This is a genomic window from Bacillus cereus group sp. BfR-BA-01316, from assembly GCF_022664195.1.
GTDB lineage: Bacteria > Bacillota > Bacilli > Bacillales > Bacillaceae_G > Bacillus_A.
This window is the reverse complement of record NZ_JAKUGX010000037.1, coordinates 23,486-48,339: the sequence shown is the minus strand read 5'-3', so window position 1 is coordinate 48,339 and position 24,854 is coordinate 23,486. Positions and strand designations below refer to the sequence as shown.

Sequence of the window (24,854 nt, the reverse complement as noted above, 5' to 3'; positions counted from 1 at the left end):
ATTATAGATATCAATGGAATTTAAAAAAGATGACTCCTGTTGGATACAGAAATCATCTTCTTGATGTTGCCTAACTTTTTTCAAAATGTCCTTTACAAAGGGTACAGATTAGTAGAAGCTTCTTTTTTTTATTACTATTTTTCACATGCAACTCCATCGCCATCACGATCAAGTTTAGAGCTATATCCTGGTTGGTCTCTATATAATGGAGCTTTCCCAGCATTTTTAACTTCAGTACAATTTTTGAAATATGTATTACTATTGTTTCCAGCAGCCGGTTGTGCTTGAGCTTGCTGTGCTTTTTGTTGTTCCTGTTGTACGCGAGCTTGCTCAGCAGCTTGACGTTGCTGTTCTTCTTGTTGCTTACGAGCTAGTTCCTCAGCTTGGCGTTTCTCATCCTCTTGCTTACGAGCTAGTTCTTCATCTTGACGTTTCTCATCTTCTTGCTTACGAGTTTTTTCGTCCGCTTCTTTCTTTTCTAATTCCTTTTTCTTTTCGTCATCTTTTTTCTCTTCACTATTAGAAGCGACTTGTTTATTCGTTGCTGTCGTTTTTTCAGAAGAAGGATTTGAAATACCTGATAGCGCAGCAAAAATGACAAATAAAATAGCTGTAATAATAAATTGTTTTTTTGCTACACCTGTTTTCTTAATAACAGATAATATTGCAAGAACAAGGAAGAATATAAATAGAATGAAACTTAAAATAGAAAAAAATTCGACGACTGGGTGTTCAGATTCTGTTGTGCCGGTCACCATTAAGACAATTGAAATCATAAAAAGAATAGCGGTAGAACGACCATATTTTATTGCTTTACCATTTTTCTTAAAGAACGAGACGATGCAAAGAATTAAAAGGATAAAAGCAATAAAAAATAAAGCTGCACCAATATTACTCAAAACTTCCATTTAAATACCTCCATTTGCAAGATTTTCTCTATTGATTATATAAAAATTCATTGGGAATTACAGGGTTTTTAATAAAATAAAAAGATTTATATTATTTTTAATAGATGAACAAACAATCATTTTGTATATAAAGAAAAATGGATTTGATTCCTATTACCTTTTGAAAAGATTTTCATAGATTATAGTATCTCATTTGAAAGGAGGGGATTTGAATGGAATTCCAATTGTTAGTTAATTGTGTGTTGCAAGAAGGGAATGCTTACTTTTTAGTAACAAAAGTAGATGATGCTATTACGTTGAAGGTGCCAATTACAGCAGGAGTAGCAGGCTTATTTTTAGCTTTAGGTGTACCAAGATGTTCTTAATTTAGATTTCTATAGTAAAAGGATGAGGGACAAGCCTTATCCTTTTACTATTACATAATTTTGTTATGTAAACTAAAATAGTTATGCTAGTTATTTTATATTATTTTTACAATAGCACGTTTAAAACGGACATGCATATACTATAATGTTTCAGTAGCCTTTGGTGATGAAACATAGTTTTTAAAAAGTATATCGAAAGTAGAAGGGATACTCTTTTTAATTATGAAAATAGATGAGGTGCTAGTATATATGAAAAGACGAACGTATGACATTCCAGTCGCGTTGCGAAGAGAATGGTTTTTAATAGAGTTAGCGCATTTAACAAAGAAATATGGGATTGAAATTGCAACTAGTAAAATAGAAGATGCACCATTTCTTAGAGATCAAGTTACAGAATTGAGAATAGGAGCTGGTTTGCAATACGATAAATATGATGATGAGTATATCATCGGATTTTAAACAAAGAAGCTGCGTATAAAAGGTTATTAAAGAGACCTTTTATACGCAGCTTTTTTTGTAAAGAGAAAGCTTTATTGAGAAATATTCAAAACGCTTATTGTAAAAAGGAATGAAGGAATGTTGAGAGAATAACGTTTGATAAGAAAGGAATGCGGCTATTAATTTCTTATTCTAATGTATCTTAAAAGTAATTGATTAAATGGAATTTAAAACAATTGGTGTTCAACAGAATGGTAGCGCTTTCTTTCAGGCGGAAAAGGGGGATGTTAATGGGAATTATGAAAAGGAGTATCGCATTATTTATTGTACTTTGTTTTATGAGTCCGATGGTTTTTAGTACAAATGTACACGCGGAGGTTGTAACAGAGCTTAAGACTGGTTTTCCAGATAAAGAAGTATTTACTCCTGGAGAATGGTTTTTAGGTCAGAAACCTGCTAATTATGATGAAAATAAACCACCAATTCTCTTTGTGCAAGGAAGAAATGGTAATGCGGATAGTTGGTATGGAAAGACAGTATATCATGATATGAATGATATGTACGACTATGCTTTGAAAGCAGGTTATCAAACTGTATTTATTCAATTATACGATGCTGCTGGGAAAGGATCAGCTAGCCAATGGGACAATGGAAAATTGTTAGCACAAAAGCTTGAAGAAATTTATAATCATTTTGGTAAAAAAGTAAATGTTGTAGCTCATAGTAAAGGTGGTATCGATACACAAGCTGCGTTAGTTGGATATGGAGCGAATCGATTTGTTGGAAATGTTATTACGCTTGCCACTCCGCATTACGGATCAAATTTAGCGGATTTATCATATAGTTGGTGGGCAGGATGGCTTGCCTCTATATTAGGTCAAAAAGATGATGGGACATATTCATTGCAAATAGGTGAAATGGCAAAGTTTCGTTCTACAATAGATAATAATCCTGCAGCTAAATTAAACCGTTACTATACGGCTACTGGGACAAGCTGGGGACCTGTTTTTTCAGCATTATCTATGGGCGGGTTGTATTTGTCATCATACGGTTCTAATGATGGATTAGTGAACGAATGGAGTGCTAAGTTACCATATGGAACACATTTATTTACGGATGCACGATTTGATCATGATAATATACGAAAAGGTTCAGCTGTTTTCGCACGAATTGAGCCATATTTACGGACAGCAAATGTACCAGTACCGGTTTTATTAGCCCCGAGTAATAGTTCAGAAGAAAAGGTAGAACAATTAAACACAACTTCTAATCAAGCTATTTTAGGAGGGGAGTTGTCACAAAATCAGTGGGTAGGGCAAACTATCGCAGTTGATAAAAAAGCAGAAGGGGTAGTCTCTGTTTTAACAGCTTCTTCGGATGTAGAAATACAACTAATATCTCCAAAAGGAAAAGTTTATACAAATAAAGATAGTGCTGTATCTACTGGTGAAGGTGAATCTCTCTTTAAAGGCGCGACTATAAGAACATTTAAATTTGATAAAATGGAAGCAGGAGAATGGCAAGTTAAAATGATGGCGAAGCAGCCGAAAGATGCATATTTAATCGTAACCGATTACAAAAAAGATGCTCCGTTCGTCCTTCAAATGCCAGCAAAAGTTAAAGTAAATAAAGCAGAGTATAAACTCAAAAAATCACCTGCAGCTCCAGAAATGAAAGGCGATCTTTCAGTAACAGTAAGAGTAATTAATAAAGATGGAAAGTTAGTTTCTGAATCAAATGAATCGCAAAATATTAATGCAAATACATTTACAGGTGCTTTGAAAAATATAGAACAGCCGGGTGTATATAACGTTACAATTGATATAAAAGGGATGAATAAGGAAGGACAACCGTATAATCGTACGATAGTTAAGTCGGTTTATGTGGAGAAGTAGGAAAGAATGAATCGGTTTTAATAAAAAAAGTGCCGAATTCTTGTGGTAGAAGGATTTCGGTACTTTTTCATGTTTATTAGATGAATAGAAAAGTGAAATGGGAGTTTATGTTCTATAAGAGGATGATAGGAATCAAAAAAACGTTATGCAATAAAAAAAGATGCTGAATTAGCCGGAACCGTAACAATAGTTTCGCCAACTAGTTGAAGGCATTCGTTATTTGATGAAGTATTCATTTGAAAAGCGAAATCACCTTGACTATTATCAAGTGGATTGTTATTTAAAAATATAGTTATGACTGGAATATGGGGAAATACAGGATTTAACGCATTATCCGAAAAAAAGTCTCCTTCCTCAAGCGTGTGAAGGACGATAGTCCAACGGTAGGTGGGAGATGAACTGATATGACAAAGCATAATAAGGCGTACAAATTTCGTCTGTATCCAACAGAAGAACAAGCCTATCTGATACGTAAAACTTTTGGGTGTGTACGCTTTGTATATAACAAAATGCTAGCTGAACGGAAAGAAATATACGAAAAGTACAAAGAGAACAAGGAAGAGCTGAAGAAACAAAAATTCCCTACTCCTGCGAAATACAAAGTAGAGTATGAATGGTTGAAAGAAGTCGATTCATTAGCACTGGCCAACGCTCAATTAAACTTGCAAACTGCGTATAAGAATTTTTTTAGTGATCAAAGTGATTTTCCTACATTCAAAAGTAGAAAGAGTAGAAAATCCTATACAACGAATCGAGTAAACGGAAATATTATGTTATTTCATGGTTATATCAAATTACCGAAGCTGAAATTAGTACGACTGAAGCAACATAGAGAGATACCGCAAAACCAAATCATCAAATCATGCACGATTTCGATGACACCAACCGGTAAGTATTACGTATCTGTCTTGACCGAATATGAAAAGGAAATCATTCAAAAAGAAGTAGAAAGTGTAGTTGGATTAGACTTCGCAATGGCTGAATTGTACGTGAGTAGCGAAGATGAGAAAGCCAATTATCCTCGCTTTTATCGTCAGATGATGGATCGATTAGCAAAAGCGCAACGAGTATTAGCAAGACGTGTGAAAGATTCAGCACGTTGGAATAAACAACGGATCCGTGTAGCGAAGTTGCATGAAAAGGTCGCCAATCAACGTAAAAATTTCCTTCATCATAAATCGAAAGAATTGGCTACTCATTTTGACGTTGTAGCAATAGAGGACTTACATATAAAAGGAATGTCACGATTACTTCGCTTTGGTAAAAGTGCCCTTGATAACGGTTGGAGGATGTTCACGACATTTTTAGCATATAAGCTACAAGAACAAGGCAAACAGCTTGTAAAAATAGATAAATGGTTTCCTTCTACAAAGATGTGTAGTCGTTGTGGAAACAGAAAAGAAATGTCATTATCTGAACGCACATAGGAGTGTTCGTGTGGACTAACAATAAGTCGTGATTATAATGTAGCTATCAATATCAAAAGGGAAGCCATACGCTTATTAACGTTGGCATAAATAGTAACAAAATAACCTTTGGAACAAGGGAGTTAGCTCGGCTGTCCTAAGACAAATTCGTTAGCTATCAAAAGTAACGGTTAACCGAGAAGCCCCCACTTCAAGTAAGCTTGTAAGAGATACTAAGTGGTGGGTAGTTCACAGTAGTGTTAATACTTGAGATGAAAGAAATTCGATAATCACCAACTTTACTAAATTGTATAGTAGTCGGATTTAGTAAGGAAACTCTATCCGAGGTTTTAAAATATTGAAGTATGTAAACTTTAAGATAGTATATCGCCAAAGTAAAGAAGAGAAGTATTTAAAGGTAAGCATTTTAGTGAAACAGAGAAATGGAAAAAGCGATGACTAAGTTTCCAACTTAGTCATCGCCTTTTATTTATGCAATTGAGCAGGAAGAAGACAAAAGATATCGAATGAATGTAATTATACAGAATTGTTTGCTTTTGGTTGAATAGTAGTTAAAGATACGTTAGTTATACTTCAAACCGTAAGAAAAGAGAGATTAAATAATAGAGGGAGCAACTTACATGGAAAATATATTAAAGGTATCCTCAAAATCAAGTCCAAATTCAGTGGCAGGTGCAATAGCGGGTGTACTAAGAGAACGTGGCAATGTAGAAATCCAAGTAATTGGAGCTGGTTCTTTAAATCAAGCGATTAAAGCAATTGCGATTGCAAGAGGTTTTGTCGCTCCAAGTGGAATTGACTTGGTTCTTGTTCCAGCGTTTCAAGAGGTTACTATCGATAATCAAGAAAGAACAGCAATCAAATTAATTGTAGGTCCTAGAAGGAGAAGGTCTTAATAGCGAACACTAATATAAGGGGAAAAAGGCCAATAGACTCCAAAAAGTTAGACACGTTATTTCATTTGGTAGTTCCTTGGACACGGTATTGTACCGGACTCATGACTTTTAATTTCCCCTTTGATTTAGCGAGTTCTTCTAGAAGTTTAAAAATGCCAAATCCTTTGTGACATAAGGGATTTGGTATTTTTGAAGTTTTTATGTTTTTTTTAATAAACAATCCTAAAACTGCTCATTCTTCTCCCAAGATTCTACGAGATAGGCTTATAAACCTTGTTATATAAAGGTTTATAAGCTCTGTCTTTCCTCAATGCTCACATTTTGCTCACATTAAAATTTTTTCAGTTTTTATTTGATATTTTCATAAGATTTTATTACATTCTCAAAATTTTCTGCGGCTTGTTGCTGCATGTTTTGTGTGATATGGCTATATTTATCTAAAGTCATTTGAATAGAAGAGTGTCCTAAGCGATCTTGTACGATTTTAGGGTGTTCCCCAGCCTGAAGCATGAGTGTAGCGTGAGTATGTCGTAAGTCGTGTATACGAATCCGAGGAACACAAGCTTTTTTATAGTGATCATTCAAAAAGCGATGAGGAGCATCTATATGTAAGGGCGAATGTATCGTATTGCCGGTGAAAATAAAGGCTTCTTCATTCAAGTGTATACCCCAGCGGAAAAATTCTTTCTTTTTATAGGAGTAGTAGGATTGTAACTTCTCTATAACAAAAGAAGAGATACTAATGCTTCTATTTGAAGACTTAGTTTTTGTAGCAGCTTTAAATAGTCCTTTTTCTGTTTTTACCAGCGATTTATTAACCAAAATACGTTTATTATCAAAGTCAATATCTTTCCATGTTAGTGCAAGTAATTCTCCGCGTCTCATACCTGTATAGATTGCAAGTAAAAAGAACATATGGTACTTAATATTTTTTTCTTTTAGATACTGGAGAAATCGATTACATTCCTCGCTAGACCATGTTTTCATCTCACCTTGCTCTTCACGCGGCCTTTTTACTAAATTCATTATATTACCATGTATGATTTCCCATTCTACAGCATGTTTGAATATGCATCTGAAGCAACGATGTATATTGCTGATTGTGCCATTTGATAGACCTTTTTCTTTAAGTTCAGCATAATAGCTTTGAATCATTACAGGCTTAATACTTTTAATTTTTTTATAACCAAATGTGGGAAGAATATAAAGTCTAACTAGGCTCATGTCTTTTTCATATGAAGTTATTTTTAACTCAGCTTTTCGAATAGGCTTTAATTTTTCCCAGATATCTAATACACTTAATTGTTTATCATCAAAATACATTCCTTTTTCTATCTCTGTAATCATAGCTGCAGCAGCATTTTGTGCTTCTTTTTTGGTTCTAAATCCACTTTTATTTTTTTGTTTTCTTTTTCCTGTCATTGGATCTATGCCAACATCAATTGTAAATGACCATGAATTTCCACGCTTACGAAAACTTCCTTTCATATTTAACGCCTCCTTTATTGTTACTTGAATAAATTACAGTATTGGGATATTTGTTTCTGTAATTTACTAGCTAGTAGCTGATTTTCATAATGTAAAAGCCTTCTTTCAGCGAATTGTAGTGTTACGTTGAATTTTTCAGCGATTATATATGTTTTTAATTGTAGGGGAGGAAGATTTCTTAACATAAAAGTAGGTACACAAAATTGAAGTGCGAAGTTTCTAGCCTTTGTTTCTTGGTAATCTAGAAACATTTTATGCATTAATAATTGATTACCAGAATGCAATAGAAGGTGACATAGCTCATGGCCAAAGTCTTCCCATTGTTCTGCTTGAGAGAGACGATTGTCAATTATTAAGTTAGCTATTTGATTCTTTTCCATTGCATGGCTTCCGAACGGAGCAAAATACAGCCAAATGTTTAACTTTTTCGCAATCTCCATCATATCAATTTGCTCTGGAACAAGAATAGATAAGGATTGGTACAAGTGCTGGATATAATCTTCAAGTAGTGTAGTGTTGTAGGGTTGCGATTGAAACATATTTTCACTCCATTCATTTATAAGAACGTATGTTCTTATAATATAACAAAAATGTAAAACTTGGAAGAGCAAGAAAGACATGCAAAGAAATAATTATGAATTATATGTTTTAGAATCATGAAGTTGAAAGTAAATTTAAATATTAGGTTATCGGTGCGATAAATTGATAAAAAGAAAAAAGCGTAAGAAATTTATTTCTTACGCTTTTTTTATGTGTCTTAAATATTATTTTCCTTTTGTAACTAAATTTCCCATGAAAACCTACTTATTTTTATTACAGGAATAATAATCCACCAAATAATAGCTAGCAAGCTAATAATAGATATTGAAGCCGTAGCAAATTTTAAGTATTGATTATTTAAATTTAAAGTATATATGAAAAAATTAAGTGAGATTGCTAAGTACGAGAATATATTAAAGATAATAATTGAGGATTTATGTTTCGAATCAATTAGCTTAGTTCGATTGATCAACATTATTTGATTATATTCACTTACTTTATTTAGCAGTAATTCCTTTAAACTTTCCAGTTCTTGAAGGGTTTCTTGTGAAAAATATAATTTATCTTCTAAAAATGAAAAGAATATAATTTCATTTTTTAATTTAACAACAGCAATATTGGATTTGTTTATTGTAATCTGATAAGCTTCGTAATCTTCTTTAAAAATAAACATTTTTATTTTTTGATTTAATTCTTCTGAAATAATATTCTTGTTGAATTGTTTTTTTGTAAAGTAATTACTAATACTCTTATGGTAAATATGATTTATATCTCCTAACTCTAACCCATCAAAAAAGTTAAATCTAATTCTCTTATCATATTGGAAACGTTCAAATTCATTATTTAAAAATTCACAGAACATTATTAGGATATTGTGATTATTTATAAGATCTAGCCAAAACAGAGAAAATTCAAATGACATAGGTATACAAAAATGAATTACGTTATTTAAATTATAAATTTCTTCTGCATTTGGATTGAAGTTCAATTGGAATTCTTTGGATATATTTTCAGACTCTTTACTTTGAAACTGAATTAAACTCTCATCTTTATTATATTTACAAATGAATGAATAACCTAAGTTAATCATTGTTTTTTCTAACTCTTTTATAAATAAGTTAATCCAATTGTTAATGTCAATATAGATAAGTTCGCCTTTCTTTGATAAGATTCCTTGATCAGTTAAACCCATAAGAGAGTCTATTTCTGTTGAGTGAAACTCATCTGTTAGTTTTTTTTGATTGAATATAAAATAATTACTGTTGTGTAACGTGAAATGCTCTGGTATTCTAGACAAAATTTCATATTCATGCCCCAATAACATTTGATGCACATCCCATAGGTTTTAATTTGCTATCAATTTGACTAAGGAAATCTTCAAAAGTCTTTTCTTTATCCCTTTTTTTGTGAAATTCTATTAAGTAACATAAATTATTATGTATATCTTGTTTATCCATTTTTGAGATAGAGGAGAAAAGTTCTAAAGTTTTATTTTCAATCCTTAAAATTGATGTATCTATGTTCTCGTTTGTCTCTAAAATGAAATTGTTAATTAAACTATAAAAGAAAGCATTTTTAATAGTTTTTATGTACATTAATGTCTCATCTTCACATTTATTTGCAATTAGTTTTTCTATTTCTTTGAAACCTTTAGTAAGTTCTACTTTTATAAAACGTGTTGTTGAAATTATTTTTTCATTTGCTAAAGATAATAGTACTTTATTGTAGTCTTGATTTAAGTAATCGTATTTTAGTAGTTTCGTTAATTGTTCAATAAATAAGTCGATGTCTTCTGTTTCAATATTTTTAGAACGGGATAGAAGTTTCCCTTCATCACCATTAATTAATAATATCTTATCATCTTGTTCAGAAATAGTGACTTTAATGTGAGAAATAGGGTATTTATCATAAAAGTATCGAAGTTCATCCTGAGCTAATGCTTCGTAAGTACTGATATTTTGATTTATATTAATACCGACCTCCATGCGCCCTTCTACTTCAAACTTTATTTTTGTTGGAATTGCTTTATCAGCCAGCAAAATACTGCGTAAAGAATGATCTTTCAATTCCATAAAGGAAAAACTACTATTGTTAGTAATAATATTTAAAACGCCACTAATAAATTCTTTTTTTTGCGATTCTGAGTGAGTGTAGTCAGAATAATTTGTAACGAGTGCGATATTATGCTGTAAGTAAAACCTTAATTCGGTATGAATTAATTTTTCGTTTTTATTTTCTTTAAAGTAGGTATTTTTAGAACTTGTAACTCTTATATCTAAAACAGTATTATTACATTCTAAAAAGTAATTTATTTCTAAATTTTCAATACTTATTTTTTGAGTAAGTGTAGTTGATAACTGCTCAAAGCGCTCCCCTAGGTTTACTAAGTTCAAGATTGTTTTGGAATAAGTAAACATAATGGCATTAAAGTCTGATTTTGGAGGTGAAAGGGTATGAAAAAATGAATCTACTACACACTCTAGTTGCCCCTTATGTTCACCCTGAAACTCTAAATATTTACAATAAAAAAAATTAGGATAATTATCAGGAGCAACTGCAGTATTTGTTATAAGCTTTTTTTGTACAAGTTGTGAATATAGATTGATATATTGATTGCTATTTAAATGCATAAGTTTTTCCCAAAAACTAAATTGGTTTCTTCGAGTGAAAAATAATTTTTGTTCTTGCATAATGGCTTGTTCAATCCTCCTTTATTTTAGTGTTTGGAAGAGTATAATTAATGTAATGACTAGCTTTATCAATAGATGTACTACTACTATGTGTAATTAGTTTTGAAATTGTATCTTGAAGTTCTACTATTGCTACATTAAAAGCATCAGCTTGACTTAGGAAATTACTGACTGCTTCTCGAATAATATCATCTGTAATAATCTTTTTATCATATTTCTTTAGTAAATCAATAATTTCATATGTAAGTGCAGCTGTAATAAATTTATAATATTCCTGAAGAGTTTGTTCACTTGTTTTGTAAAATTTAATATCGAAATTTTCATTATTTCCAATCTGTTTCATAAAGTCTTTCAATCTTTGTTTATACAATAAATTATTATTATCCTCTATTATCTCGTTTTCTAATGTGTTTTTTTCTAAAGAAGTTTCATTTTTAGTTTCTTCTGGCTTTTCCTTAGATTCTGCTGGTAAACTTTTCATTGTTAAAGATAACCCCCTAAATATATTTGGAATAGATATGCTTAATAAAGGTTTAAAAAATAGTGATAGTATGTTTTGAGATTAATAGTCGGCATTTTAAAATTCAACGTGCACTGTATTATTCTTGTATGGGAATAATATGGGGTTATTTATGTAGGAAAAACAGCCTATTAAGGCTGTTTTTCCTACTTTTTATCTCCAGGTTTACGTTTTATTTCATTTTGCATAATAAACTCCCAAAAGCGTTTTAATTCTTCACGCTTTTCAGGACTAGCATCTTTAATATCTTTAAACCAAAGACCTAATTCAGGATCATCAAGAATGATTTTAAAATCAGGGTTGGTATAATTAATATTATTCGTTCTGCCATGTAAATAATCTGTTGTTACATCAAAATAATCAGCTATTAGTTTGATTGTTTCAGGCTCAGGATTTCTTTCACCACGTTCGTATCTTGATAGTTGAGTATTTGTTAATCCTAATGCATCAGATAACCTTTTTTGAGAAAGGTTATTCAATTCTCTTAAGTACCTGATTCGATCACCAAGGATATTCATAAATTTCATCCTTCCTAGTAAAACTTAGTATTATTTTACCATATTGGGGATATGTATATCATTCGAATTGCCGATATGGTGATTTTTTTTGATTGACTTTGCCGAAATGGCGATTTATTATTAAGGTATAAGTTGCCAAAATGAAGAAATGGAGGATTAAAATGATTGCAATTAGAAAGGTTAATTTAAAAAAGATAAAGGATTTGCGAAAAGAACAAAAGATTACTCTTGAGGAAATGTCTAAAATATTAGGATATGATAGTCCGAATGGATATCATTATATCGAAAAAGGAAGAAGTAAATTTTCCGCCGAGGCACTTGCGCAGGTTGCAGATGTTTTAAAGGTAAGAATAGACTCTCTTTTTTTTGAAAAATAAATCGCCGAAATGGCGAATTGGATATTTTAGTAATAAGAAAAATAGGAGGATATAAATGATTGACTTTGATATTGAATCATTCCGTCAAATTATCCGGGAAGAAGTGCAAAAAGCAACCGAGCATCTTCAACCAATGAACGAACTACCACCATTTTTAACTATTTCGGAATTAATGAAACTATTACATATTAAACGCACCAAAGCATCTGAATTACTAAATCGTTCTGATTTTCCAGTATGTCGTGAAGCAGGAGTTCTTATTCCTACACATCTTCTTTTTAAGTGGATGGAAAATCATACTGACTGGGTAGAAAACAATACAGAGTATTACAATCCATTTAAAGAATCCGTCTAATACTAAATTATCATGGCGGATTGTCACAAATAAATACTATTTTAGGTACGAATGGGGGAAATGGATGATGTCTATAGGAAAAGAAGTTGCCATAGCGCGTAAACGAAAGGGGATTACTCAAGAAAAGCTTTCTTCAGAAATTCCTGTAAGTCGTGAGTCACTAGCAAAATACGAAACTGAAAAACGTCGAATACCGAAAGATTTAAGAAAATGTATTACTGAAGGAATAGATGACCCACAATTGTTTTTTAAAATGTGGAGTGAAGCAGCTGGTCATGTAAGCATTCCATTTTTTAATGGAGAATACATAGATCTGCATCCTACAAGTATGAGGTACATGGTTCAGCAAGAAACAAATGAAGCTTTGAAACAGCTTGATACATTATGTTGGTTTAAACCTTCACAAGTATGGTCTGAACAGGAGAAAGAATCAATGAAAAAGGCTATGCATGAAATTTTAGATGCTACGGGTTCAATGATGAGCCTAGTAGCGGTTTTATGTGATCAGTACGGTTTTTCAATGACAGATATATTTAAGTATTGGAAGGTTTCACTGAGAGCAAGGAAATATACAGATGGTTAATTTGATTATTATTAGGGAGGTTAAAGTAATGACAATTGACTATGTGAGTCCAACTTTAAAGCAATATAAAGAACTGGTAAGAAAAGAAGCAAATTTATATGGGGATATCCGAATTGCATCAATTTGTGGAGATTTTATAAAAGCTAAAAGTTTAAAGCAAGAGAAGAAATTAACGAAGATAAGAATTCGAATTATAGAAGCTGCATTTGTTTTGAAAAATAAAAAGAAAAAAGAAAAGGCTACCGCATAGCCCGCGATAACCAAAAATATTAACAAATGAATTATAACATATTCCGATTTAATGCGACAAGCAACTGCGCTTGTCGTTATGGCCAGAAAGATTTGTTCTCCTGTTGTTAATAGTTTATAAGATTGTACTTTCTGGCCATAACGATACGTACAGTATCAAATTATTTGAAGTGAGGGATGAAACATGAAAGTAGAATGTAATCGTCTGTTTGATTTAGTTCTACCAGGAGACTTTGCCTTTGCAAATGAATTACATAACTGCATGGTGACATGTATTCATAACATGTTCAATGCTGTTTCGCTTGATGAAGCGGATCGCTGGGAGAAAGAGTTAAATAGGTGCGCTAAAGAATTCAAGAGTATTCGTAATGCAAGAGAAGAACATGATGTATTAAAGAGTTATCGAGTAGTTGTTAAAAATCTTCGAGGTAAGGGAATCAATGCATCACTAGTTAGTCGTAGAAAATAAAAAATCTATCACTTGGCAGAGTGATAGATTTAAGACTCTTATAGAGCGTCTTTCAAAATATTAAAGTAGTTAAATTATATCAAAGTAAATCAAGTAAAACAATGGAGGATGAATAATATGGCAGTTTATAGACCGGTACACGTTTCATTTTGGCAGGATTCATTTGTTTTAGATCTTACACCAGAGGAAAAGTATTTTTACTTGTATTTGATGACAAACAGTAAAACGTCTCAATCAGGAATATACGAACTTCCACTTCGTATTATTGAAACTGATACAGGGTACAATCGTGAAACTGTTATGAAGCTATTAGAACGTTTTGCAGAGTACGGGAAAATAAATTACAACCAAAAAACAAAAGAGTTGTTCTTAATCAATTGGTTAAAATTCAACCCTATTAAAAATGTAAATATTGAAAAGTGCGTTTTAAAAGAGATTCAATCTGTAAAGGACCAGGATTTTTTAGTTGATTTCTATGAAACTTGTTTGCAATTAGAACGAGAGCAAGATTTTAAAGTCCCTCGTATTAAGGAATATTTATCAGTCCGTTTGGAGGGGCTTATAAGGGGCTTCCAAGACCCTAGCAAGGAAGAAGAAAAAGAAGAAGAAAAAGAAAAAGAACAACAACAAGAAGAACGCGCAGGCGCGGAAGAAGTTGTTGAGGTTAATCCAATTTCTTTTTACGAGCAGAACTTCGGATTCATTACACCTTTTATCGCAGATGGTATTCACGCTTGGATAGATGATTTAAATGCAGAGCTTGTTGTGAAAGCTATGGAAATTGCTTTAGAGAAGAATACGAGAAACATGAATTACGTAAATACGATTTTACGAGATTGGCATCTTAAAGGATTGAAAACAGTAGCAGATGTGGAGGTGGCTGATAAAGCATTTCGTAATCAACGATTAGCAAAGGCGCAACAACCGACACAAGCTCCTTATCAACAAAAAGGCTTATCAGAATCTACTAAGAACGTAATACAGCAGCAACAATCATGGGAACAAAACATTCCAACGGATGAAGAGCTTGCAGCACTTAATCAACAGAATGGGTGGATGGTTCAATGAGTAACGATATGATTCGTAACGCAGAAGCTGAACAAAGTGTTTTAGGTAGCATTATCCAAGAAGGCGATTTAATTAAAGATTGTCAGCTAAAGGCAAAACAGTTTTCTTTACCAACACATCAAGTGATTTTTAAAGCGATGAGAGAGTTAGAAGATGCTGAGGTTCCAATAGACCTTGTCGCTCTCATGGGGAAATTTGATGAAAGCTTTATGAATCAAATTGGCGGAATTGGATTCTTTGTAAACCTGACAGAAGTTGTTACCACAACAAAAAACTTTTCTTATCATGAAGGTTTAGTAATTGAGGCGTGGAAGATGCGACATGCTCAGGAGGTTGCTGGTAACTTATATAATCGTCTTCAGCATGAAAGAGATATGAGCGTTATTAGTACATCGATTGACGAGTTAAGCGCCATTGAGGAAACGGGTTATTCAGATGAATTTAATTTAAAGGAAACCCTAGTTGATCTGTATAAGAACATGCAAATTGATGTAGGTGATTTAACCGGTATACCAACTGGTTATGACGACTTAAACAGAATGACCGCAGGATTGCAAGAAGGTGATTTAATTATTATCGGTGCCCGTCCTTCAATGGGGAAAACAGCATTTGTATTAAACGTTGCTTTCCATGCAGCAAGCGCTCATACAGCAACAGGGGTCTTTTCTCTAGAGATGGGCGAAGAACAGTTACTTAAGCGTATGATCTCAAGTACTGGAAATATAGATGCTACGAAATTAAAGAACCCTAAAAAGCTATGTAATTTAAAGGATTGGGAAAAGATTAGTCAGGCTATGGGCTTGATAAATGATTTACCATTAGAAATTTACGATAAAGCGAATGTAACGATGCAAGAGATTTACGCAAAGACTAGGAAATTAAAGCGTAAGTATCCTGATAAAAAGGTGCTAGTCGCAATTGATTACTTGCAGCTTATTGTAGGTGATCCGAAGCATAGAGGAAACCGCATGCAGGAGATTGGGGAGATTAGTCGGAAGCTGAAGCTTATGGCACGTGAGTTAAATGTATGTGTAGTCGCATTATCGCAATTAAGCCGAGCTGTTGAAAGCAGACAAGATAAAAGACCGTTACTCTCAGATCTACGTGAAAATGGTCAAATTGAGCAAGATGCAGACTTGATCGCATTCTTATATCGCGAAGATTATTACGACCGTGAAACAGAAAATAAAAACATAACGGAAATTATTTTAGCTAAACAGAGAAATGGCCCAGTTGGTGTGGTTGAACTAGCATTCATTAAAGAGTTTAGTAAGTTTGTAAATTTAGAGAGAAAGTTCAATCATCCACAGGAGGCCTAATCATGTTGTTACGGCAGGAAGTAGAGCGCAGAAAACTAGCAATTATTCGTAAATTATTGGGATTAGGATTAACTGAAATTAACGGACAAACATTAGATCAACTAACGTTAACGCAGCTTGAAGGAATTTTAATAGCAAGCTTGCAGGTATTGGAGGGGAAAAACAATGCCAAAGCAATTAACAATTTTTGACGTGGAACCAGTTGTATCATTTGATCCTAAGAAAGCTCATATTCAACGTTTGAATTCAAAATTACGGTATGCAGATGTGGTTGTACAAATACCACGTCAAGCCAAAGCGATTGATGAATTAAAACCAACGACAGCACCTGATGAGCGTTACGAATTATTTGAGGATTATACAATTGGGATTTGGCGTTATAAGCGAGTGGAGGATAAACAGTTTGATTGGGAAGAAGCTGAAGAGATATGTAAGCGAGCAAGGGATAGCAAAGAGCCGGTTCCAATACGGCTGCATTTATCAATTGAACAATCATTTGTTCCAGAAAACGTTTTGCAATATTTGTAGACAAACAAAAAAGCCGAGATTGCTCCCGACTTGCTTCGACAAAGTAATTATAACATATGGGAGTGATCTTGGTGGGAATCAGAAAAGAAAATCTTGTAGAAATGATAGCTGAAATAGATTTGAAAATAAACGGAATATATGTTGTTAAAAATGGTCAGGTCCAACTAATAAAACCACCTCAAGGTGGATTCGGGGAACAATCATTTGTATATCAAAGTGGAAAAGTAATTCGTATGGAAGAACGAAAAACACAGTTACTATAATCAAATTTGAATTTTGTACAAATATACAGAAATGATTGAGGGATAAACCTATAAATAAACCCTGTACTCTCATCATATAGAAAGTACAGGGTGCTGAGTTCTTGGGATGGTGAACACCAGCGATTAAATAATAACATGAGTATTCAGAAAAAACATTGAATAAATGTTTACGCTTTTTCAAATAATAGTCAATTGGTTTGAAGCGAACAAAAGCGTTATTTGAACAACAAAAAGCCCTGCAAGGGGAGCAAGGGCTGGGAACGGGGTATCATGAATTGCCGAATTAATAACGAATGACTTCTTCGAATGAATTTAGTGTAACACACAAACTTGTATATATCTGTTACGAAATTATGAACAAAGGGGAAATGAGAGATGAAGAAAGATAGATATCAACGCATAGAAATTGTGAATTCACTTCTTAGTTACTTAGCAGATCACGAAAAAGATTTCTTCCGTTATGAAGATGAAAATAGAACAGCTCATTTTAAACATGATGGTAGAAACCTATGGTTTGTAGACCACTATTCAAATGTTCCTATGCGTATGACAAGAAGCTCATATAAAAACAAGAAGCAAGAAAGATACTTCTCAAGTGGTGGAACAATGTGGGCGCTAATTAGAGATTTTACCGACTTCATTTATGGTGATTACAACTCGAACGGTAACAACGGATACGGTGGATTGTATTGTACACATTGGGGTTGGTCGGATGAAGAAATGAAAAAGATGCGCGAGTATGCAAGAGAAGTTGGGTACTTAAAAGTTTCATAAAATAGTTATTTAATGGGATGTTGATAATAAGCGATTATCATTAAATTGCTCAATGATTAATGATAATTGCTTATATATCGAAAAGCTATTTAGCTATAAGAAATATAGTTTCATCAGCCTTGGAAAACCCATACAACTTTCTTGCGAACTGTAAAATACCTTCTTCGCTCTCTGTTAAAGTTTTAATATCATTTTCAAAATAGTGTCCAACGTTCTTTAAATAAGATAATTTTTGTTTTTCATTATTAAGTATAATTTGTTTTTCCTTAATCATTTGCTCTTGCTTATAAAGGGAGGTTTGGACGGAAATAACCATAGGTAGCATAAAAGCTAGCGCTAGTAAAAGACGACGTCTTAGTTTTTTATTCGTTTGTTGGTGATTGTTAGTATTAATTTGGTTTTTTAGGAATGATTGATGTGATGGTAATTTTGGGATACTTCCCATTTTAATGCCTCCATTACTAATTATAAATTTAAAATGTTTAAAAGTATTATATATGCTAAATGGGTAATTTTGAACCTATTTTGGTAAAGATAGGTTTTGTAAAATTTAAATAAAATCCTTATTTTTTATTAAAAACTGCCCTTGTATTTTGGGGTCACAAGGGCAGAGGATATATGGGGTTGCAAAGGGACAATTTGCAAATCCTTTTAAATTCTAACATGTATATAAGCTTAAAATGGTTACAGAAAAGATACAAAATCGTTATTTTGTACATCAAGGTAGTCAGTGCAAGTAACTAACGGCTTGTTGAAAAAAAGAAGCCCCGCAGGAAATGTTACAGGGCTTCATAAGGTTGAGTTATGTCATACTCACAAGGGATTTTAACATGAATGTTGTGGTGAATGAACTGGTAAAAGTGTCCAATTGGTTTAGAGCTATTATTTTAAATAAAAACGCTATTTTAGTGAGAGTTTATAAAAACAAAAGAGGACCTGCTATGTATAGCAAATCCTCTCCTAAAATGGCAAAGAGTAACTCTTACCTTACTCTTTACTTATATATTACATGATTATTAGTGAAAATTCTAGACTCTTTATATTGAGAAATAAAGAATTATCGTTTTAATAAAAATTTCATTTTGTATAAATAAAAACCCTAGTTTCCTAGGGTAATGGTATAACAGCTCAATATATTTTATTCTTTTATATCGTAACGTAATATTACGTTAAAAACAGCAGGTAAATGTAACCAATTGCAGAAAATAAGAGCAGCTAGCAAAAGCTAACTGCTCACCTAATGGAGGTCTTGTTCCAACTAGGTTATCTACAGTATTGACGGAATATCGAGTTTTATTCGTGAAGAAATACGTTTAACTTAATGCATAGCCCACAATCAAAGTTAGTGTTAAAAACACTGATAATAAAAGTGTTAGTAGAACTGTTACTATGCTTCTAAGCATTGAAATCCAATTATCTACTTTAGAGAATCCTTTCATACCAGCAAAAAAAGTTCCTATTGAAAAAATGAGTACAAAAAATAAAGGGTGAAAATAAACGACGTTTATAAAAGATGCATTCATTTCAGGTGTGCATACTTCAAGATATAAAAGAAAAAAAGCAATGCAAACGAATGAAAAAATAAAGGACCATAGATTCATATTATGCTTCATAGGTTGCTCCTTTGTTATCGAAATATTTCTATTGAATTTTAATGGAAAATATAAGAAAAAGATAGTGGTTATAAATTAAAATGAATTTTTTTAACAAAATAATCCTTTTAATATAAACTCTAATGCATATAGGTTATCAAAGATGAAGTCTCTTTCAAAGCCTAAATGGTATAATAAAACTACTAATTATTTTATATGAATGGAGTAATTTGATGGAACCAATTATTGTTAAACCTTCAACAGAATTTAATACCACGGCAGAAGAGTTAAAAGATAAATTTAATGAATACCAAAAAAATCATCAAACTGAAGATGCCTTTCATTATTCAGAAGCTTCTTTGGCTTGGATTATTCGAGTAGGTATTGATTATTTTGACCAATTAGACAATGTTTTCTTAGGTATGGAGAATAAATTAGGTATGCCAGATATGAAAGCTGATCATTTTGCTAACAATTTATATCGATTACATAATGCAATGGAATTTTTAGGTGAATTATGGAAACGGGAATATCAAATCCTTGATGAGTTTAATATTCTTTTAGATATAAGAACACTTATTGTTCATTCAGGAGAGCAACTTGCAAACATTAAATCGTTAGAGTTGAAAGATTATAAAAATAGTCAGCTTTGGAGGATTGCTAGTAGCAAAGAAAATAATTCAATTACTCATCTTAAGTATTTCAACAATGAGGGCTTAGCTAAAATGGATTACTGTCTGGAAATAGCGAGTGATAAGCATGACAAATCTAAAAAAAGTAATTTATCGATAGTTGATTATCATATACAAAATGAAAGTTATCGTGACCAAACAATCTACTTAAATGCAGTGGATACCCGAACTATTGTTTTGGCACAAATTGAGTATTTTATAAATTGTGCTGCTGGCCAAGTAAAACAAGATAAAAGTGATCCCAAACTTCCTCCTATCAAATATTTTATAAACAAAGAAGATAATGAAATTGACTTTGATAGGATAGCCAAGTTAGTATCTAAAAATTTAAGAGGTGGGTATTTCATTGAAAATGGAATTGAGCATTGGGATGGATTTGGCTTAAAAAAATTACTAGAATATACAAAAATGCGATTAGATATATCTCCTGAAACACGGGATTTAATTTGTGAACGGATCGTTAATGTTATGTCAAAGTATTGGGACGATTATCAGAATGCAGATATCCCTAATGAGGAGTTACCTGACTTGGACATAAGGAAGATTTTTTCAGATTTCACTCCGGATTTTGATAATAAGCATTATCTTGAAGGCGAAAAATTATTCATTCGTATCGCTCCATATTTTAATACAAAAGACAGGAAAGATTCTACGGACATCGGCTATTTAGCAATGTTTATTGATGAAATTAGCAGAGCTTTAGATATAGAATTTAACTTAGAACAAAGCGTGGACGGGTTAGTGTGCGATTATATTATTGAATCGATTAAGAAAAAAGTTTAATAAATTTTGAGTAGTTTCTACTAGCACTGCCAAGCCTGCAATATCAAAGTATTGTGGATTTGTAAGCCCAACATTTTATAGATAGAAAAAGAATATAGTCCGGCTAGAAAACTAGAGGACACCAATTCATTAAAGCAGTAATTAAAGCTGTTTTAGGAATAGGTGTCCTTTTTATTTTGAAAAAGGAGATGGGGAAATGAAGGTGTTAAAGGATCAGCTACGTGAGTGGAAAAAGCAATCAAAACAAGCTAAAAAGATAAATAAGAAAAAACGAAAAGAGAAATTAAGTACTCGTGAAATTGAAGAGTTAATGTGAGTTCGTGGACCACGTTACGAAAGAAGACGTGGAGCACTAAGACAAAAATAATAATAATGGAGGAATTTAATATGAATAAACAACTATCATTTAAGATGCCAATTGTGGATGGAAAAAGAACAAAACAAGAAATTGAAAAAGTATTTAATGAGTATTGCACATACTTAGCAACAATGCCATGTGATATGCTGCCAAAAGTGACGCCATCATATTCTATTGTTCCTCCATCAATTACAAATGAGTTTAATAGTTCAACTGAAAACATTGCAATTGAAAGAATAGAGTATGAACAAGAAAGAAATAAATTTATGAGTTGGTTGTATGATGCTGTGAATCGCCTAAGAGATGATGAACGTGAGGTAATCGTGAAGTTTTATATGGAAGATGACATTGGATATGATCCAGATATCTGGATGGATTTAGGTATAGGCAAAACAAAGTATTATAAGTTAAAAGGTCGTGCGATATTGCGTTTAGCTTTCAATTTAAAGAAAGAAGTATTTCAAAAAACACGTAGACAAAAAGAGGGGCAAAGTGTATGAACATTGTACAGCCGATTCGAGATAAAGAAATTATACAAGAAATAAAGGAATTCTATAAGAAGCAGAATGAGAGGAACTACATTCTGTTTCTTCTTGGTATTAATACAGGGTTCAGAATATCAGATATATTGCGTTTACGTGTTAGAGATGTTGAGGGATGGAATATTGTAATACGTGAAAAGAAAACAAGGAAAATCAAAGACGTGAAGATGCCTTCAGAACTGAAGAGAGCTATCAGGAATTATACAGAAGGAAAATCGAAGAATGAATATCTGATTAAGAGTAGGAATGGAAAGAATAAACCGATTACTCGTGCAATGGCTTATGTAATATTAAATCAAGCTGCAGATGAGTTTGGTTTAGAACGTATAGGGACTCATTCACTTAGAAAAACATATGGGTATCATCATTACAAACAATTTAAGGATGTAGTTGCTTTGCAAAAGATGTTAAATCATACAGATCAGAAAGAAACATTGAGGTACATCGGAATGGAGCAAGATACATTAAATGATTATCAAAGGAAGTTCAGAATCTAATTCCTTTATTTTTTTATCACTTATTGAATTAGCTTTAAACTGAAAGTGTCAAATTCATTTTTATAAAATGCTAAAGAGATTGATATTTCTAAGGTTAAACGGAATAGGTGAATTTAACACAATCTAGTTTATAGCTAATTCATTTTTAAGGATAAAAGGCCATATGTTATCAAAACTATGCGAAAAGAGGCTGAAAAACAATGAGAAAAAACGATGATAAGCTAGATGGAATGAAATGTGATGTGGTGATCTATGATGAAATGATTCAATTTGAAGATTTAACAACGATGAACATTAAGGAGCAGATGAAGTAGGAGCAGCAGAAAATAAAGAAATAAAAAACGTGAACTATTGGCGGACAATTTGCGAACTATTTAGGGACACGTTTTGGTTTTTAATATGTTATATTTGTATTGTGAGAAGTGGCGGAAAACAAAACTCACTATGTTGTTTCTAAAATTCTAAACGGTTCGTATTGGCGGTACATTAAAAAATCCGTAACCAGATCAATGGTGCAGGTTGAATGAAACCCGTTGATATAGGAGAGCTTTTGCTCTTCTTTGAGCTAACAACATCCTAGGTAGACGGAATGAGGGGGACCTGATAAGTTCGCCAAGAGTGTCTGTCGTGGTTGTTAGCTGAAAGAGGTGCATAGCCTCAACCCATTTAGTTTTATGAGTTTAATGTAGAAAAGAGTGGTAAATAACCACTCTTTTTTTATATGGAGGTGAAGATGATGGGAAAAGAACCTTATATTAAATTATCAGAACTACAATCTTTTAAAGGTGAACTTGGTGCTAAGTTGATTAAACAGCGCGAAGAAGACGGTGTAATTGGTATTGAAGAGGCTGTAACAGCAGGACAAATTACATTGGTAGATCGACTAATAGTTGAGGCACAAAAGAGAAAATAAAATGAAAGAGCTTTTGCTCTTCTTCCAGTTACTTAATAATGTGCAAGCGGATTGATGCAGCGACATTAGGTGATTGGAAGAAGGATAAAACTTCATTTACCGTAATTGAAGTACAAATTAATAGTTAATGAAAAAGGCATCCATTCGGGTGCTTTTATTTTGAGAAAGGGGGTGAAGTAATGAATAAAAATAAATCAATCATTCAAGTAAATAATAACAGTTTGGAAACCAAAGTTGAGCATATTAAAGGTGATGGAAAGTCAATTGAATCTCTAATTAATCAAGATGTAGATTCAATTTTAATAAAATGGTAGTTTTTGAGGTTACAGTATCTTGATTGTGAGAGAAAACATAAAAAAGAACCTACTCTCAATAGGTTCTTTTTTTAGGGTAAATGCAGTGTTGAAATTAAAGATAGGCTATACAATTAATCTAATTTAACAGAATAACTACCGTCACTGCCTTTAATTAATTCTTTGTTTGTATGACATACAATTTTATCTGCTGTTTGTTCGAATTTAATTGCAAAACCATTTGGGTAGATAGATTCTCTAACTATTCGATCGTCTGAATGCTCAATTTGATTGTGTTTAATTTCAGAAAAGTCTATCCCAAAATCAGTATTTATTTTAAATTCACCATCAGTGGCAGTAGCGGTGTATGTGTGTTTATAATCTGGCATAATATCACCTCCTTTCATCTAATTAATTCGACACAAAGTAGGAAAATCCTACAAAAAATTAAGGAGTAAAAAAATGAAACTAAACAAACAAGAACAAACAGCTATCATCGGCAATTTAATAAACAATGTTATCGGTTTGGATTTAGTAAAACAACACATTGATTCACAGAAATTAGAAAAGGCAATAGCTATGCATAATGAAATAAGTGATGATATGACGCCAAAGCAAACACGCGAAGCGCTTATTAATGTATTGGATAAAGCGATAGATGCATTACTAGAGAGTAAGGAGTGAGAGAAGGTTTGAAAATGTCATTAACCAAACATTGGTGTTTAGATAAAAACTGTGGATTTGAAGAGACTTCTCACAAGATACGTGATGGCTGGAAATGTCCTAAATGTAATGGACCAATTATGAGTAAGCGTGTTGTTAAGGAAGATAAGGAGTGAGGATAGATGAGCGAAGCGTTTTATATTTATGAATGTCATATCTGTGGCCATGTGTTTAGTACAAAAGTCCTAGTAGATGGTGTAGGACAATGTATGAAATGTAGACGTGATAGTGTGTATCTGATACCTCAATCAAGTGAAATTAGAGAAGAACCTTTATTAACAATTACATTAACAGATATAGATGCTGTACCAATAGTTCATTACAAAGGTAAACAGATAGATAGAAAGTTACGTGTTGCATTTGATTGGGAAACACAATCGATTGATAAGACTAATAGGACATATATTCATATTGAACATGTACCATCTGATAATAAGCGTTGTAATACTGAAATTATTCAACATAATCACCCTATTGTGGAAGAAGAAGTGCAACTCATGTATCTAGGTAAGGAGTGAGGATAGATGCAAGTCTATTGTTCTAACTGTAATAAAGATTACGACATGCAACCACAAGTAGTACAACTTCCTAATCGTATTGAGAAGTGTTTCTATATTTGTCCTCACTGTAATCATGAACATGTTGCTGCTTATGTGAATGATAAGATTCGTAAGCATCAAGCGGACATAGCTAAGTGCCATGATCGAATTAATAAAAAGAATCTTGCTATTGAGGATGAGATGAAACGATTGAGAAAGAAGATGGAAGGAACTAAGTAAGGGATTGATATG

At 32.6% G+C, this 24,854-nt stretch carries 35 protein-coding genes and 3 pseudogenes; 26 read left to right on the top strand and 12 right to left on the bottom strand.

Annotated features, from left to right (window positions below; translation table 11 throughout):
- Positions 1 to 74: IS3 family transposase (locus MR071_RS25855; RefSeq protein ID WP_325782561.1), on the top strand; the 74-nt coding region annotated here is incomplete at its 5' end.
- 60 nt (positions 75 to 134) lie between these two features.
- On the opposite strand, the gene MR071_RS22020 is transcribed toward MR071_RS25855, so the two are convergent.
- The gene (locus MR071_RS22020; protein ID WP_242238019.1) at positions 135 to 908 is read right to left on the bottom strand and encodes an excalibur calcium-binding domain-containing protein; all 774 of its coding nucleotides are present in this window, start codon (positions 906 to 908) and stop codon (positions 135 to 137) included.
- 212 nt (positions 909 to 1,120) lie between these two features.
- On the opposite strand from MR071_RS22020, the gene exsG reads away from it, so the two are divergent.
- The 3 genes from exsG to MR071_RS22005 all read left to right on the top strand — a co-directional run bounded on the left by exsG (position 1,121) and on the right by MR071_RS22005 (position 3,606).
- Positions 1,121 to 1,273, top strand: a complete 153-nt coding sequence (exsG, locus tag MR071_RS22015; protein ID WP_242238017.1) for an exosporium protein ExsG — start codon at positions 1,121 to 1,123, stop codon at positions 1,271 to 1,273.
- 249 nt (positions 1,274 to 1,522) lie between these two features.
- Complete coding sequence (locus tag MR071_RS22010) at positions 1,523 to 1,732, top strand: hypothetical protein (protein WP_142395861.1); 210 nt, start codon at positions 1,523 to 1,525, stop codon at positions 1,730 to 1,732.
- Positions 1,733 to 1,995: 263 nt separating this feature from the next.
- Complete coding sequence (locus tag MR071_RS22005) at positions 1,996 to 3,606, top strand: lipase family alpha/beta hydrolase (protein ID WP_374954549.1); 1,611 nt, start codon at positions 1,996 to 1,998, stop codon at positions 3,604 to 3,606.
- Positions 3,607 to 3,770: 164 nt separating this feature from the next.
- On the opposite strand, the pseudogene MR071_RS22000 reads toward MR071_RS22005, so the two are convergent.
- Positions 3,771 to 3,941: pseudogene (locus MR071_RS22000) on the bottom strand (preprotein translocase); the annotation flags it as partial.
- A 69-nt stretch (positions 3,942 to 4,010) separates the two neighbouring features.
- Here MR071_RS22000 and MR071_RS21995 point away from each other — a divergent pair.
- A pseudogene (locus tag MR071_RS21995) lies at positions 4,011 to 5,123 on the top strand (RNA-guided endonuclease TnpB family protein).
- A gap of 136 nt (positions 5,124 to 5,259) precedes the next feature.
- Here MR071_RS21995 and MR071_RS21990 read toward each other — a convergent pair.
- Positions 5,260 to 5,349, bottom strand: a pseudogene (locus MR071_RS21990) (preprotein translocase); the annotation flags it as partial.
- 304 nt (positions 5,350 to 5,653) lie between these two features.
- Between MR071_RS21990 and MR071_RS21985 the strand changes: the two are divergent.
- Positions 5,654 to 5,929: a stage V sporulation protein S gene (locus MR071_RS21985; protein ID WP_105586405.1), complete on the top strand. Its 276-nt coding sequence runs from the start codon at positions 5,654 to 5,656 to the stop codon at positions 5,927 to 5,929.
- A gap of 348 nt (positions 5,930 to 6,277) precedes the next feature.
- On the opposite strand, the gene MR071_RS21980 is transcribed toward MR071_RS21985, so the two are convergent.
- The 6 genes from MR071_RS21980 to MR071_RS21955 all read right to left on the bottom strand — a co-directional run bounded on the left by MR071_RS21980 (position 6,278) and on the right by MR071_RS21955 (position 11,685).
- Positions 6,278 to 7,417: a site-specific integrase gene (locus MR071_RS21980; protein WP_242238014.1), complete on the bottom strand. Its 1,140-nt coding sequence runs from the start codon at positions 7,415 to 7,417 to the stop codon at positions 6,278 to 6,280.
- 20 nt (positions 7,418 to 7,437) lie between these two features.
- Complete coding sequence (locus MR071_RS21975) at positions 7,438 to 7,956, bottom strand: ImmA/IrrE family metallo-endopeptidase (RefSeq protein WP_242238012.1); 519 nt, start codon at positions 7,954 to 7,956, stop codon at positions 7,438 to 7,440.
- Positions 7,957 to 8,198: 242 nt separating this feature from the next.
- Positions 8,199 to 9,281: a hypothetical protein gene (locus tag MR071_RS21970; RefSeq protein ID WP_242238008.1), complete on the bottom strand. Its 1,083-nt coding sequence runs from the start codon at positions 9,279 to 9,281 to the stop codon at positions 8,199 to 8,201.
- Positions 9,265 to 10,647 carry a chromosome partitioning protein ParB gene (locus MR071_RS21965; RefSeq protein WP_242238007.1) on the bottom strand — a complete coding sequence of 461 codons (1,383 nt, stop codon included), beginning with the start codon at positions 10,645 to 10,647 and terminating at the stop codon, positions 9,265 to 9,267. The genes MR071_RS21970 and MR071_RS21965 overlap by 17 nt, the downstream gene beginning before the upstream one ends.
- A gap of 10 nt (positions 10,648 to 10,657) precedes the next feature.
- Positions 10,658 to 11,128, bottom strand: coding sequence for a hypothetical protein (locus MR071_RS21960; protein WP_242238006.1), 471 nt, complete (start codon positions 11,126 to 11,128; stop codon positions 10,658 to 10,660).
- A 185-nt stretch (positions 11,129 to 11,313) separates the two neighbouring features.
- The gene (locus tag MR071_RS21955; protein ID WP_242238005.1) at positions 11,314 to 11,685 is read right to left on the bottom strand and encodes a helix-turn-helix domain-containing protein; all 372 of its coding nucleotides are present in this window, start codon (positions 11,683 to 11,685) and stop codon (positions 11,314 to 11,316) included.
- Between the two features lie 161 nt (positions 11,686 to 11,846).
- Here MR071_RS21955 and MR071_RS21950 point away from each other — a divergent pair, with 161 nt between their 5' ends.
- From MR071_RS21950 to MR071_RS21900, 11 genes are all read left to right on the top strand, one after another.
- Positions 11,847 to 12,062 (top strand): helix-turn-helix domain-containing protein, encoded by a 216-nt coding sequence (locus MR071_RS21950; RefSeq protein WP_242238004.1) that lies wholly within the window; start codon positions 11,847 to 11,849, stop codon positions 12,060 to 12,062.
- Between the two features lie 55 nt (positions 12,063 to 12,117).
- The gene (locus tag MR071_RS21945) at positions 12,118 to 12,417 is read left to right on the top strand and encodes a helix-turn-helix domain-containing protein (protein WP_242238003.1); all 300 of its coding nucleotides are present in this window, start codon (positions 12,118 to 12,120) and stop codon (positions 12,415 to 12,417) included.
- Positions 12,418 to 12,484: 67 nt separating this feature from the next.
- Positions 12,485 to 13,000, top strand: coding sequence for a helix-turn-helix domain-containing protein (locus MR071_RS21940; RefSeq protein ID WP_242238002.1), 516 nt, complete (start codon positions 12,485 to 12,487; stop codon positions 12,998 to 13,000).
- A gap of 28 nt (positions 13,001 to 13,028) precedes the next feature.
- Positions 13,029 to 13,250: an RNA polymerase subunit sigma gene (locus MR071_RS21935; protein WP_242238001.1), complete on the top strand. Its 222-nt coding sequence runs from the start codon at positions 13,029 to 13,031 to the stop codon at positions 13,248 to 13,250.
- A gap of 183 nt (positions 13,251 to 13,433) precedes the next feature.
- Complete coding sequence (locus MR071_RS21930) at positions 13,434 to 13,718, top strand: hypothetical protein (protein ID WP_242237999.1); 285 nt, start codon at positions 13,434 to 13,436, stop codon at positions 13,716 to 13,718.
- A gap of 117 nt (positions 13,719 to 13,835) precedes the next feature.
- Positions 13,836 to 14,786, top strand: a complete 951-nt coding sequence (locus MR071_RS21925) for a DnaD domain-containing protein (RefSeq protein WP_242237996.1) — start codon at positions 13,836 to 13,838, stop codon at positions 14,784 to 14,786.
- A complete protein-coding gene (gene dnaB, locus MR071_RS21920; RefSeq protein ID WP_002165172.1) occupies positions 14,783 to 16,105 on the top strand; it encodes a replicative DNA helicase in 1,323 nt (440 codons plus the stop codon). Before MR071_RS21925 ends, dnaB begins: the two co-directional genes overlap by 4 nt.
- A gap of 2 nt (positions 16,106 to 16,107) precedes the next feature.
- Positions 16,108 to 16,296 carry a hypothetical protein gene (locus MR071_RS21915; protein WP_063225956.1) on the top strand — a complete coding sequence of 63 codons (189 nt, stop codon included), beginning with the start codon at positions 16,108 to 16,110 and terminating at the stop codon, positions 16,294 to 16,296.
- Positions 16,271 to 16,633 (top strand): hypothetical protein, encoded by a 363-nt coding sequence (locus MR071_RS21910; RefSeq protein WP_063225957.1) that lies wholly within the window; start codon positions 16,271 to 16,273, stop codon positions 16,631 to 16,633. Before MR071_RS21915 ends, MR071_RS21910 begins: the two co-directional genes overlap by 26 nt.
- 71 nt (positions 16,634 to 16,704) lie before the next feature.
- Positions 16,705 to 16,896: a DUF3954 domain-containing protein gene (locus tag MR071_RS21905; RefSeq protein WP_063225958.1), complete on the top strand. Its 192-nt coding sequence runs from the start codon at positions 16,705 to 16,707 to the stop codon at positions 16,894 to 16,896.
- 375 nt (positions 16,897 to 17,271) lie between these two features.
- A complete protein-coding gene (locus MR071_RS21900) occupies positions 17,272 to 17,670 on the top strand; it encodes a hypothetical protein (RefSeq protein ID WP_063225959.1) in 399 nt (132 codons plus the stop codon).
- An 85-nt stretch (positions 17,671 to 17,755) separates the two neighbouring features.
- Here MR071_RS21900 and MR071_RS21895 read toward each other — a convergent pair whose 3' ends face one another.
- Both MR071_RS21895 and MR071_RS21890 read right to left on the bottom strand, forming a co-directional pair.
- A complete protein-coding gene (locus tag MR071_RS21895) occupies positions 17,756 to 18,115 on the bottom strand; it encodes a septum formation initiator family protein (protein ID WP_242237995.1) in 360 nt (119 codons plus the stop codon).
- A gap of 868 nt (positions 18,116 to 18,983) precedes the next feature.
- Positions 18,984 to 19,283, bottom strand: coding sequence for a hypothetical protein (locus MR071_RS21890; RefSeq protein WP_242237993.1), 300 nt, complete (start codon positions 19,281 to 19,283; stop codon positions 18,984 to 18,986).
- Positions 19,284 to 19,495: 212 nt separating this feature from the next.
- Between MR071_RS21890 and MR071_RS21885 the strand changes: the two genes are divergently transcribed.
- The 5 genes from MR071_RS21885 (at position 19,496) to MR071_RS25510 (ending at position 23,361) form a co-directional block, all read left to right on the top strand.
- Positions 19,496 to 20,737, top strand: a complete 1,242-nt coding sequence (locus MR071_RS21885; protein WP_242237991.1) for a hypothetical protein — start codon at positions 19,496 to 19,498, stop codon at positions 20,735 to 20,737.
- Between the two features lie 387 nt (positions 20,738 to 21,124).
- Complete coding sequence (locus MR071_RS21880; protein WP_242237989.1) at positions 21,125 to 21,595, top strand: ArpU family phage packaging/lysis transcriptional regulator; 471 nt, start codon at positions 21,125 to 21,127, stop codon at positions 21,593 to 21,595.
- On the top strand, positions 21,592 to 22,134 hold the full coding sequence (locus MR071_RS21875; protein ID WP_088074263.1) for a tyrosine-type recombinase/integrase: 543 nt from the start codon (positions 21,592 to 21,594) through the stop codon (positions 22,132 to 22,134). Before MR071_RS21880 ends, MR071_RS21875 begins: the two co-directional genes overlap by 4 nt.
- A 736-nt stretch (positions 22,135 to 22,870) precedes the next feature.
- Positions 22,871 to 23,047 carry a hypothetical protein gene (locus MR071_RS21870; RefSeq protein WP_242237987.1) on the top strand — a complete coding sequence of 59 codons (177 nt, stop codon included), beginning with the start codon at positions 22,871 to 22,873 and terminating at the stop codon, positions 23,045 to 23,047.
- A gap of 179 nt (positions 23,048 to 23,226) precedes the next feature.
- A complete protein-coding gene (locus MR071_RS25510; protein WP_255835622.1) occupies positions 23,227 to 23,361 on the top strand; it encodes a hypothetical protein in 135 nt (44 codons plus the stop codon).
- A gap of 113 nt (positions 23,362 to 23,474) precedes the next feature.
- Here the strand turns inward: MR071_RS25510 and MR071_RS21865 are convergent, their stop codons facing one another.
- Complete coding sequence (locus MR071_RS21865) at positions 23,475 to 23,729, bottom strand: hypothetical protein (protein ID WP_242237986.1); 255 nt, start codon at positions 23,727 to 23,729, stop codon at positions 23,475 to 23,477.
- Between the two features lie 73 nt (positions 23,730 to 23,802).
- Between MR071_RS21865 and MR071_RS21860 the strand changes: the two genes are divergently transcribed.
- The 4 genes from MR071_RS21860 (at position 23,803) to MR071_RS21845 (ending at position 24,842) form a co-directional block, all read left to right on the top strand.
- Positions 23,803 to 24,024, top strand: a complete 222-nt coding sequence (locus tag MR071_RS21860; RefSeq protein ID WP_242237984.1) for a hypothetical protein — start codon at positions 23,803 to 23,805, stop codon at positions 24,022 to 24,024.
- A gap of 14 nt (positions 24,025 to 24,038) precedes the next feature.
- Entirely contained in the window at positions 24,039 to 24,179 is a 141-nt protein-coding gene (locus tag MR071_RS21855; protein WP_242237983.1) for a hypothetical protein, read from the top strand.
- 93 nt (positions 24,180 to 24,272) lie between these two features.
- The gene (locus MR071_RS21850; protein ID WP_242237982.1) at positions 24,273 to 24,581 is read left to right on the top strand and encodes a hypothetical protein; all 309 of its coding nucleotides are present in this window, start codon (positions 24,273 to 24,275) and stop codon (positions 24,579 to 24,581) included.
- Between the two features lie 6 nt (positions 24,582 to 24,587).
- Complete coding sequence (locus tag MR071_RS21845; protein ID WP_242237981.1) at positions 24,588 to 24,842, top strand: hypothetical protein; 255 nt, start codon at positions 24,588 to 24,590, stop codon at positions 24,840 to 24,842.
- The last annotated feature ends 12 nt before the right edge of the window (positions 24,843 to 24,854 follow it).

Coding starts and splice junctions, on each gene's coding strand:
- MR071_RS22020 (WP_242238019.1), bottom strand. CDS start 908: ATGGAAGTTTTGAGTAATATTGGTGCAGCTTTATTTTTTATTGCTTTT.
- exsG (WP_242238017.1), top strand. CDS start 1,121: ATGGAATTCCAATTGTTAGTTAATTGTGTGTTGCAAGAAGGGAATGCT.
- MR071_RS22010 (WP_142395861.1), top strand. CDS start 1,523: ATGAAAAGACGAACGTATGACATTCCAGTCGCGTTGCGAAGAGAATGG.
- MR071_RS22005 (WP_374954549.1), top strand. CDS start 1,996: ATGTTAATGGGAATTATGAAAAGGAGTATCGCATTATTTATTGTACTT.
- MR071_RS21985 (WP_105586405.1), top strand. CDS start 5,654: ATGGAAAATATATTAAAGGTATCCTCAAAATCAAGTCCAAATTCAGTG.
- MR071_RS21980 (WP_242238014.1), bottom strand. CDS start 7,417: ATGAAAGGAAGTTTTCGTAAGCGTGGAAATTCATGGTCATTTACAATT.
- MR071_RS21975 (WP_242238012.1), bottom strand. CDS start 7,956: ATGTTTCAATCGCAACCCTACAACACTACACTACTTGAAGATTATATC.
- MR071_RS21970 (WP_242238008.1), bottom strand. CDS start 9,281: ATGTTATTGGGGCATGAATATGAAATTTTGTCTAGAATACCAGAGCAT.
- MR071_RS21965 (WP_242238007.1), bottom strand. CDS start 10,647: ATGCAAGAACAAAAATTATTTTTCACTCGAAGAAACCAATTTAGTTTT.
- MR071_RS21960 (WP_242238006.1), bottom strand. CDS start 11,128: ATGAAAAGTTTACCAGCAGAATCTAAGGAAAAGCCAGAAGAAACTAAA.
- MR071_RS21955 (WP_242238005.1), bottom strand. CDS start 11,685: ATGAATATCCTTGGTGATCGAATCAGGTACTTAAGAGAATTGAATAAC.
- MR071_RS21950 (WP_242238004.1), top strand. CDS start 11,847: ATGATTGCAATTAGAAAGGTTAATTTAAAAAAGATAAAGGATTTGCGA.
- MR071_RS21945 (WP_242238003.1), top strand. CDS start 12,118: ATGATTGACTTTGATATTGAATCATTCCGTCAAATTATCCGGGAAGAA.
- MR071_RS21940 (WP_242238002.1), top strand. CDS start 12,485: ATGTCTATAGGAAAAGAAGTTGCCATAGCGCGTAAACGAAAGGGGATT.
- MR071_RS21935 (WP_242238001.1), top strand. CDS start 13,029: ATGACAATTGACTATGTGAGTCCAACTTTAAAGCAATATAAAGAACTG.
- MR071_RS21930 (WP_242237999.1), top strand. CDS start 13,434: ATGAAAGTAGAATGTAATCGTCTGTTTGATTTAGTTCTACCAGGAGAC.
- MR071_RS21925 (WP_242237996.1), top strand. CDS start 13,836: ATGGCAGTTTATAGACCGGTACACGTTTCATTTTGGCAGGATTCATTT.
- dnaB (WP_002165172.1), top strand. CDS start 14,783: ATGAGTAACGATATGATTCGTAACGCAGAAGCTGAACAAAGTGTTTTA.
- MR071_RS21915 (WP_063225956.1), top strand. CDS start 16,108: ATGTTGTTACGGCAGGAAGTAGAGCGCAGAAAACTAGCAATTATTCGT.
- MR071_RS21910 (WP_063225957.1), top strand. CDS start 16,271: ATGCCAAAGCAATTAACAATTTTTGACGTGGAACCAGTTGTATCATTT.
- MR071_RS21900 (WP_063225959.1), top strand. CDS start 17,272: ATGAAGAAAGATAGATATCAACGCATAGAAATTGTGAATTCACTTCTT.
- MR071_RS21895 (WP_242237995.1), bottom strand. CDS start 18,115: ATGGGAAGTATCCCAAAATTACCATCACATCAATCATTCCTAAAAAAC.
- MR071_RS21890 (WP_242237993.1), bottom strand. CDS start 19,283: ATGAAGCATAATATGAATCTATGGTCCTTTATTTTTTCATTCGTTTGC.
- MR071_RS21885 (WP_242237991.1), top strand. CDS start 19,496: ATGGAACCAATTATTGTTAAACCTTCAACAGAATTTAATACCACGGCA.
- MR071_RS21880 (WP_242237989.1), top strand. CDS start 21,125: ATGAATAAACAACTATCATTTAAGATGCCAATTGTGGATGGAAAAAGA.
- MR071_RS21875 (WP_088074263.1), top strand. CDS start 21,592: ATGAACATTGTACAGCCGATTCGAGATAAAGAAATTATACAAGAAATA.
- MR071_RS21870 (WP_242237987.1), top strand. CDS start 22,871: ATGGGAAAAGAACCTTATATTAAATTATCAGAACTACAATCTTTTAAA.
- MR071_RS25510 (WP_255835622.1), top strand. CDS start 23,227: ATGAATAAAAATAAATCAATCATTCAAGTAAATAATAACAGTTTGGAA.
- MR071_RS21865 (WP_242237986.1), bottom strand. CDS start 23,729: ATGCCAGATTATAAACACACATACACCGCTACTGCCACTGATGGTGAA.
- MR071_RS21860 (WP_242237984.1), top strand. CDS start 23,803: ATGAAACTAAACAAACAAGAACAAACAGCTATCATCGGCAATTTAATA.
- MR071_RS21855 (WP_242237983.1), top strand. CDS start 24,039: ATGTCATTAACCAAACATTGGTGTTTAGATAAAAACTGTGGATTTGAA.
- MR071_RS21850 (WP_242237982.1), top strand. CDS start 24,273: ATGAAATGTAGACGTGATAGTGTGTATCTGATACCTCAATCAAGTGAA.
- MR071_RS21845 (WP_242237981.1), top strand. CDS start 24,588: ATGCAAGTCTATTGTTCTAACTGTAATAAAGATTACGACATGCAACCA.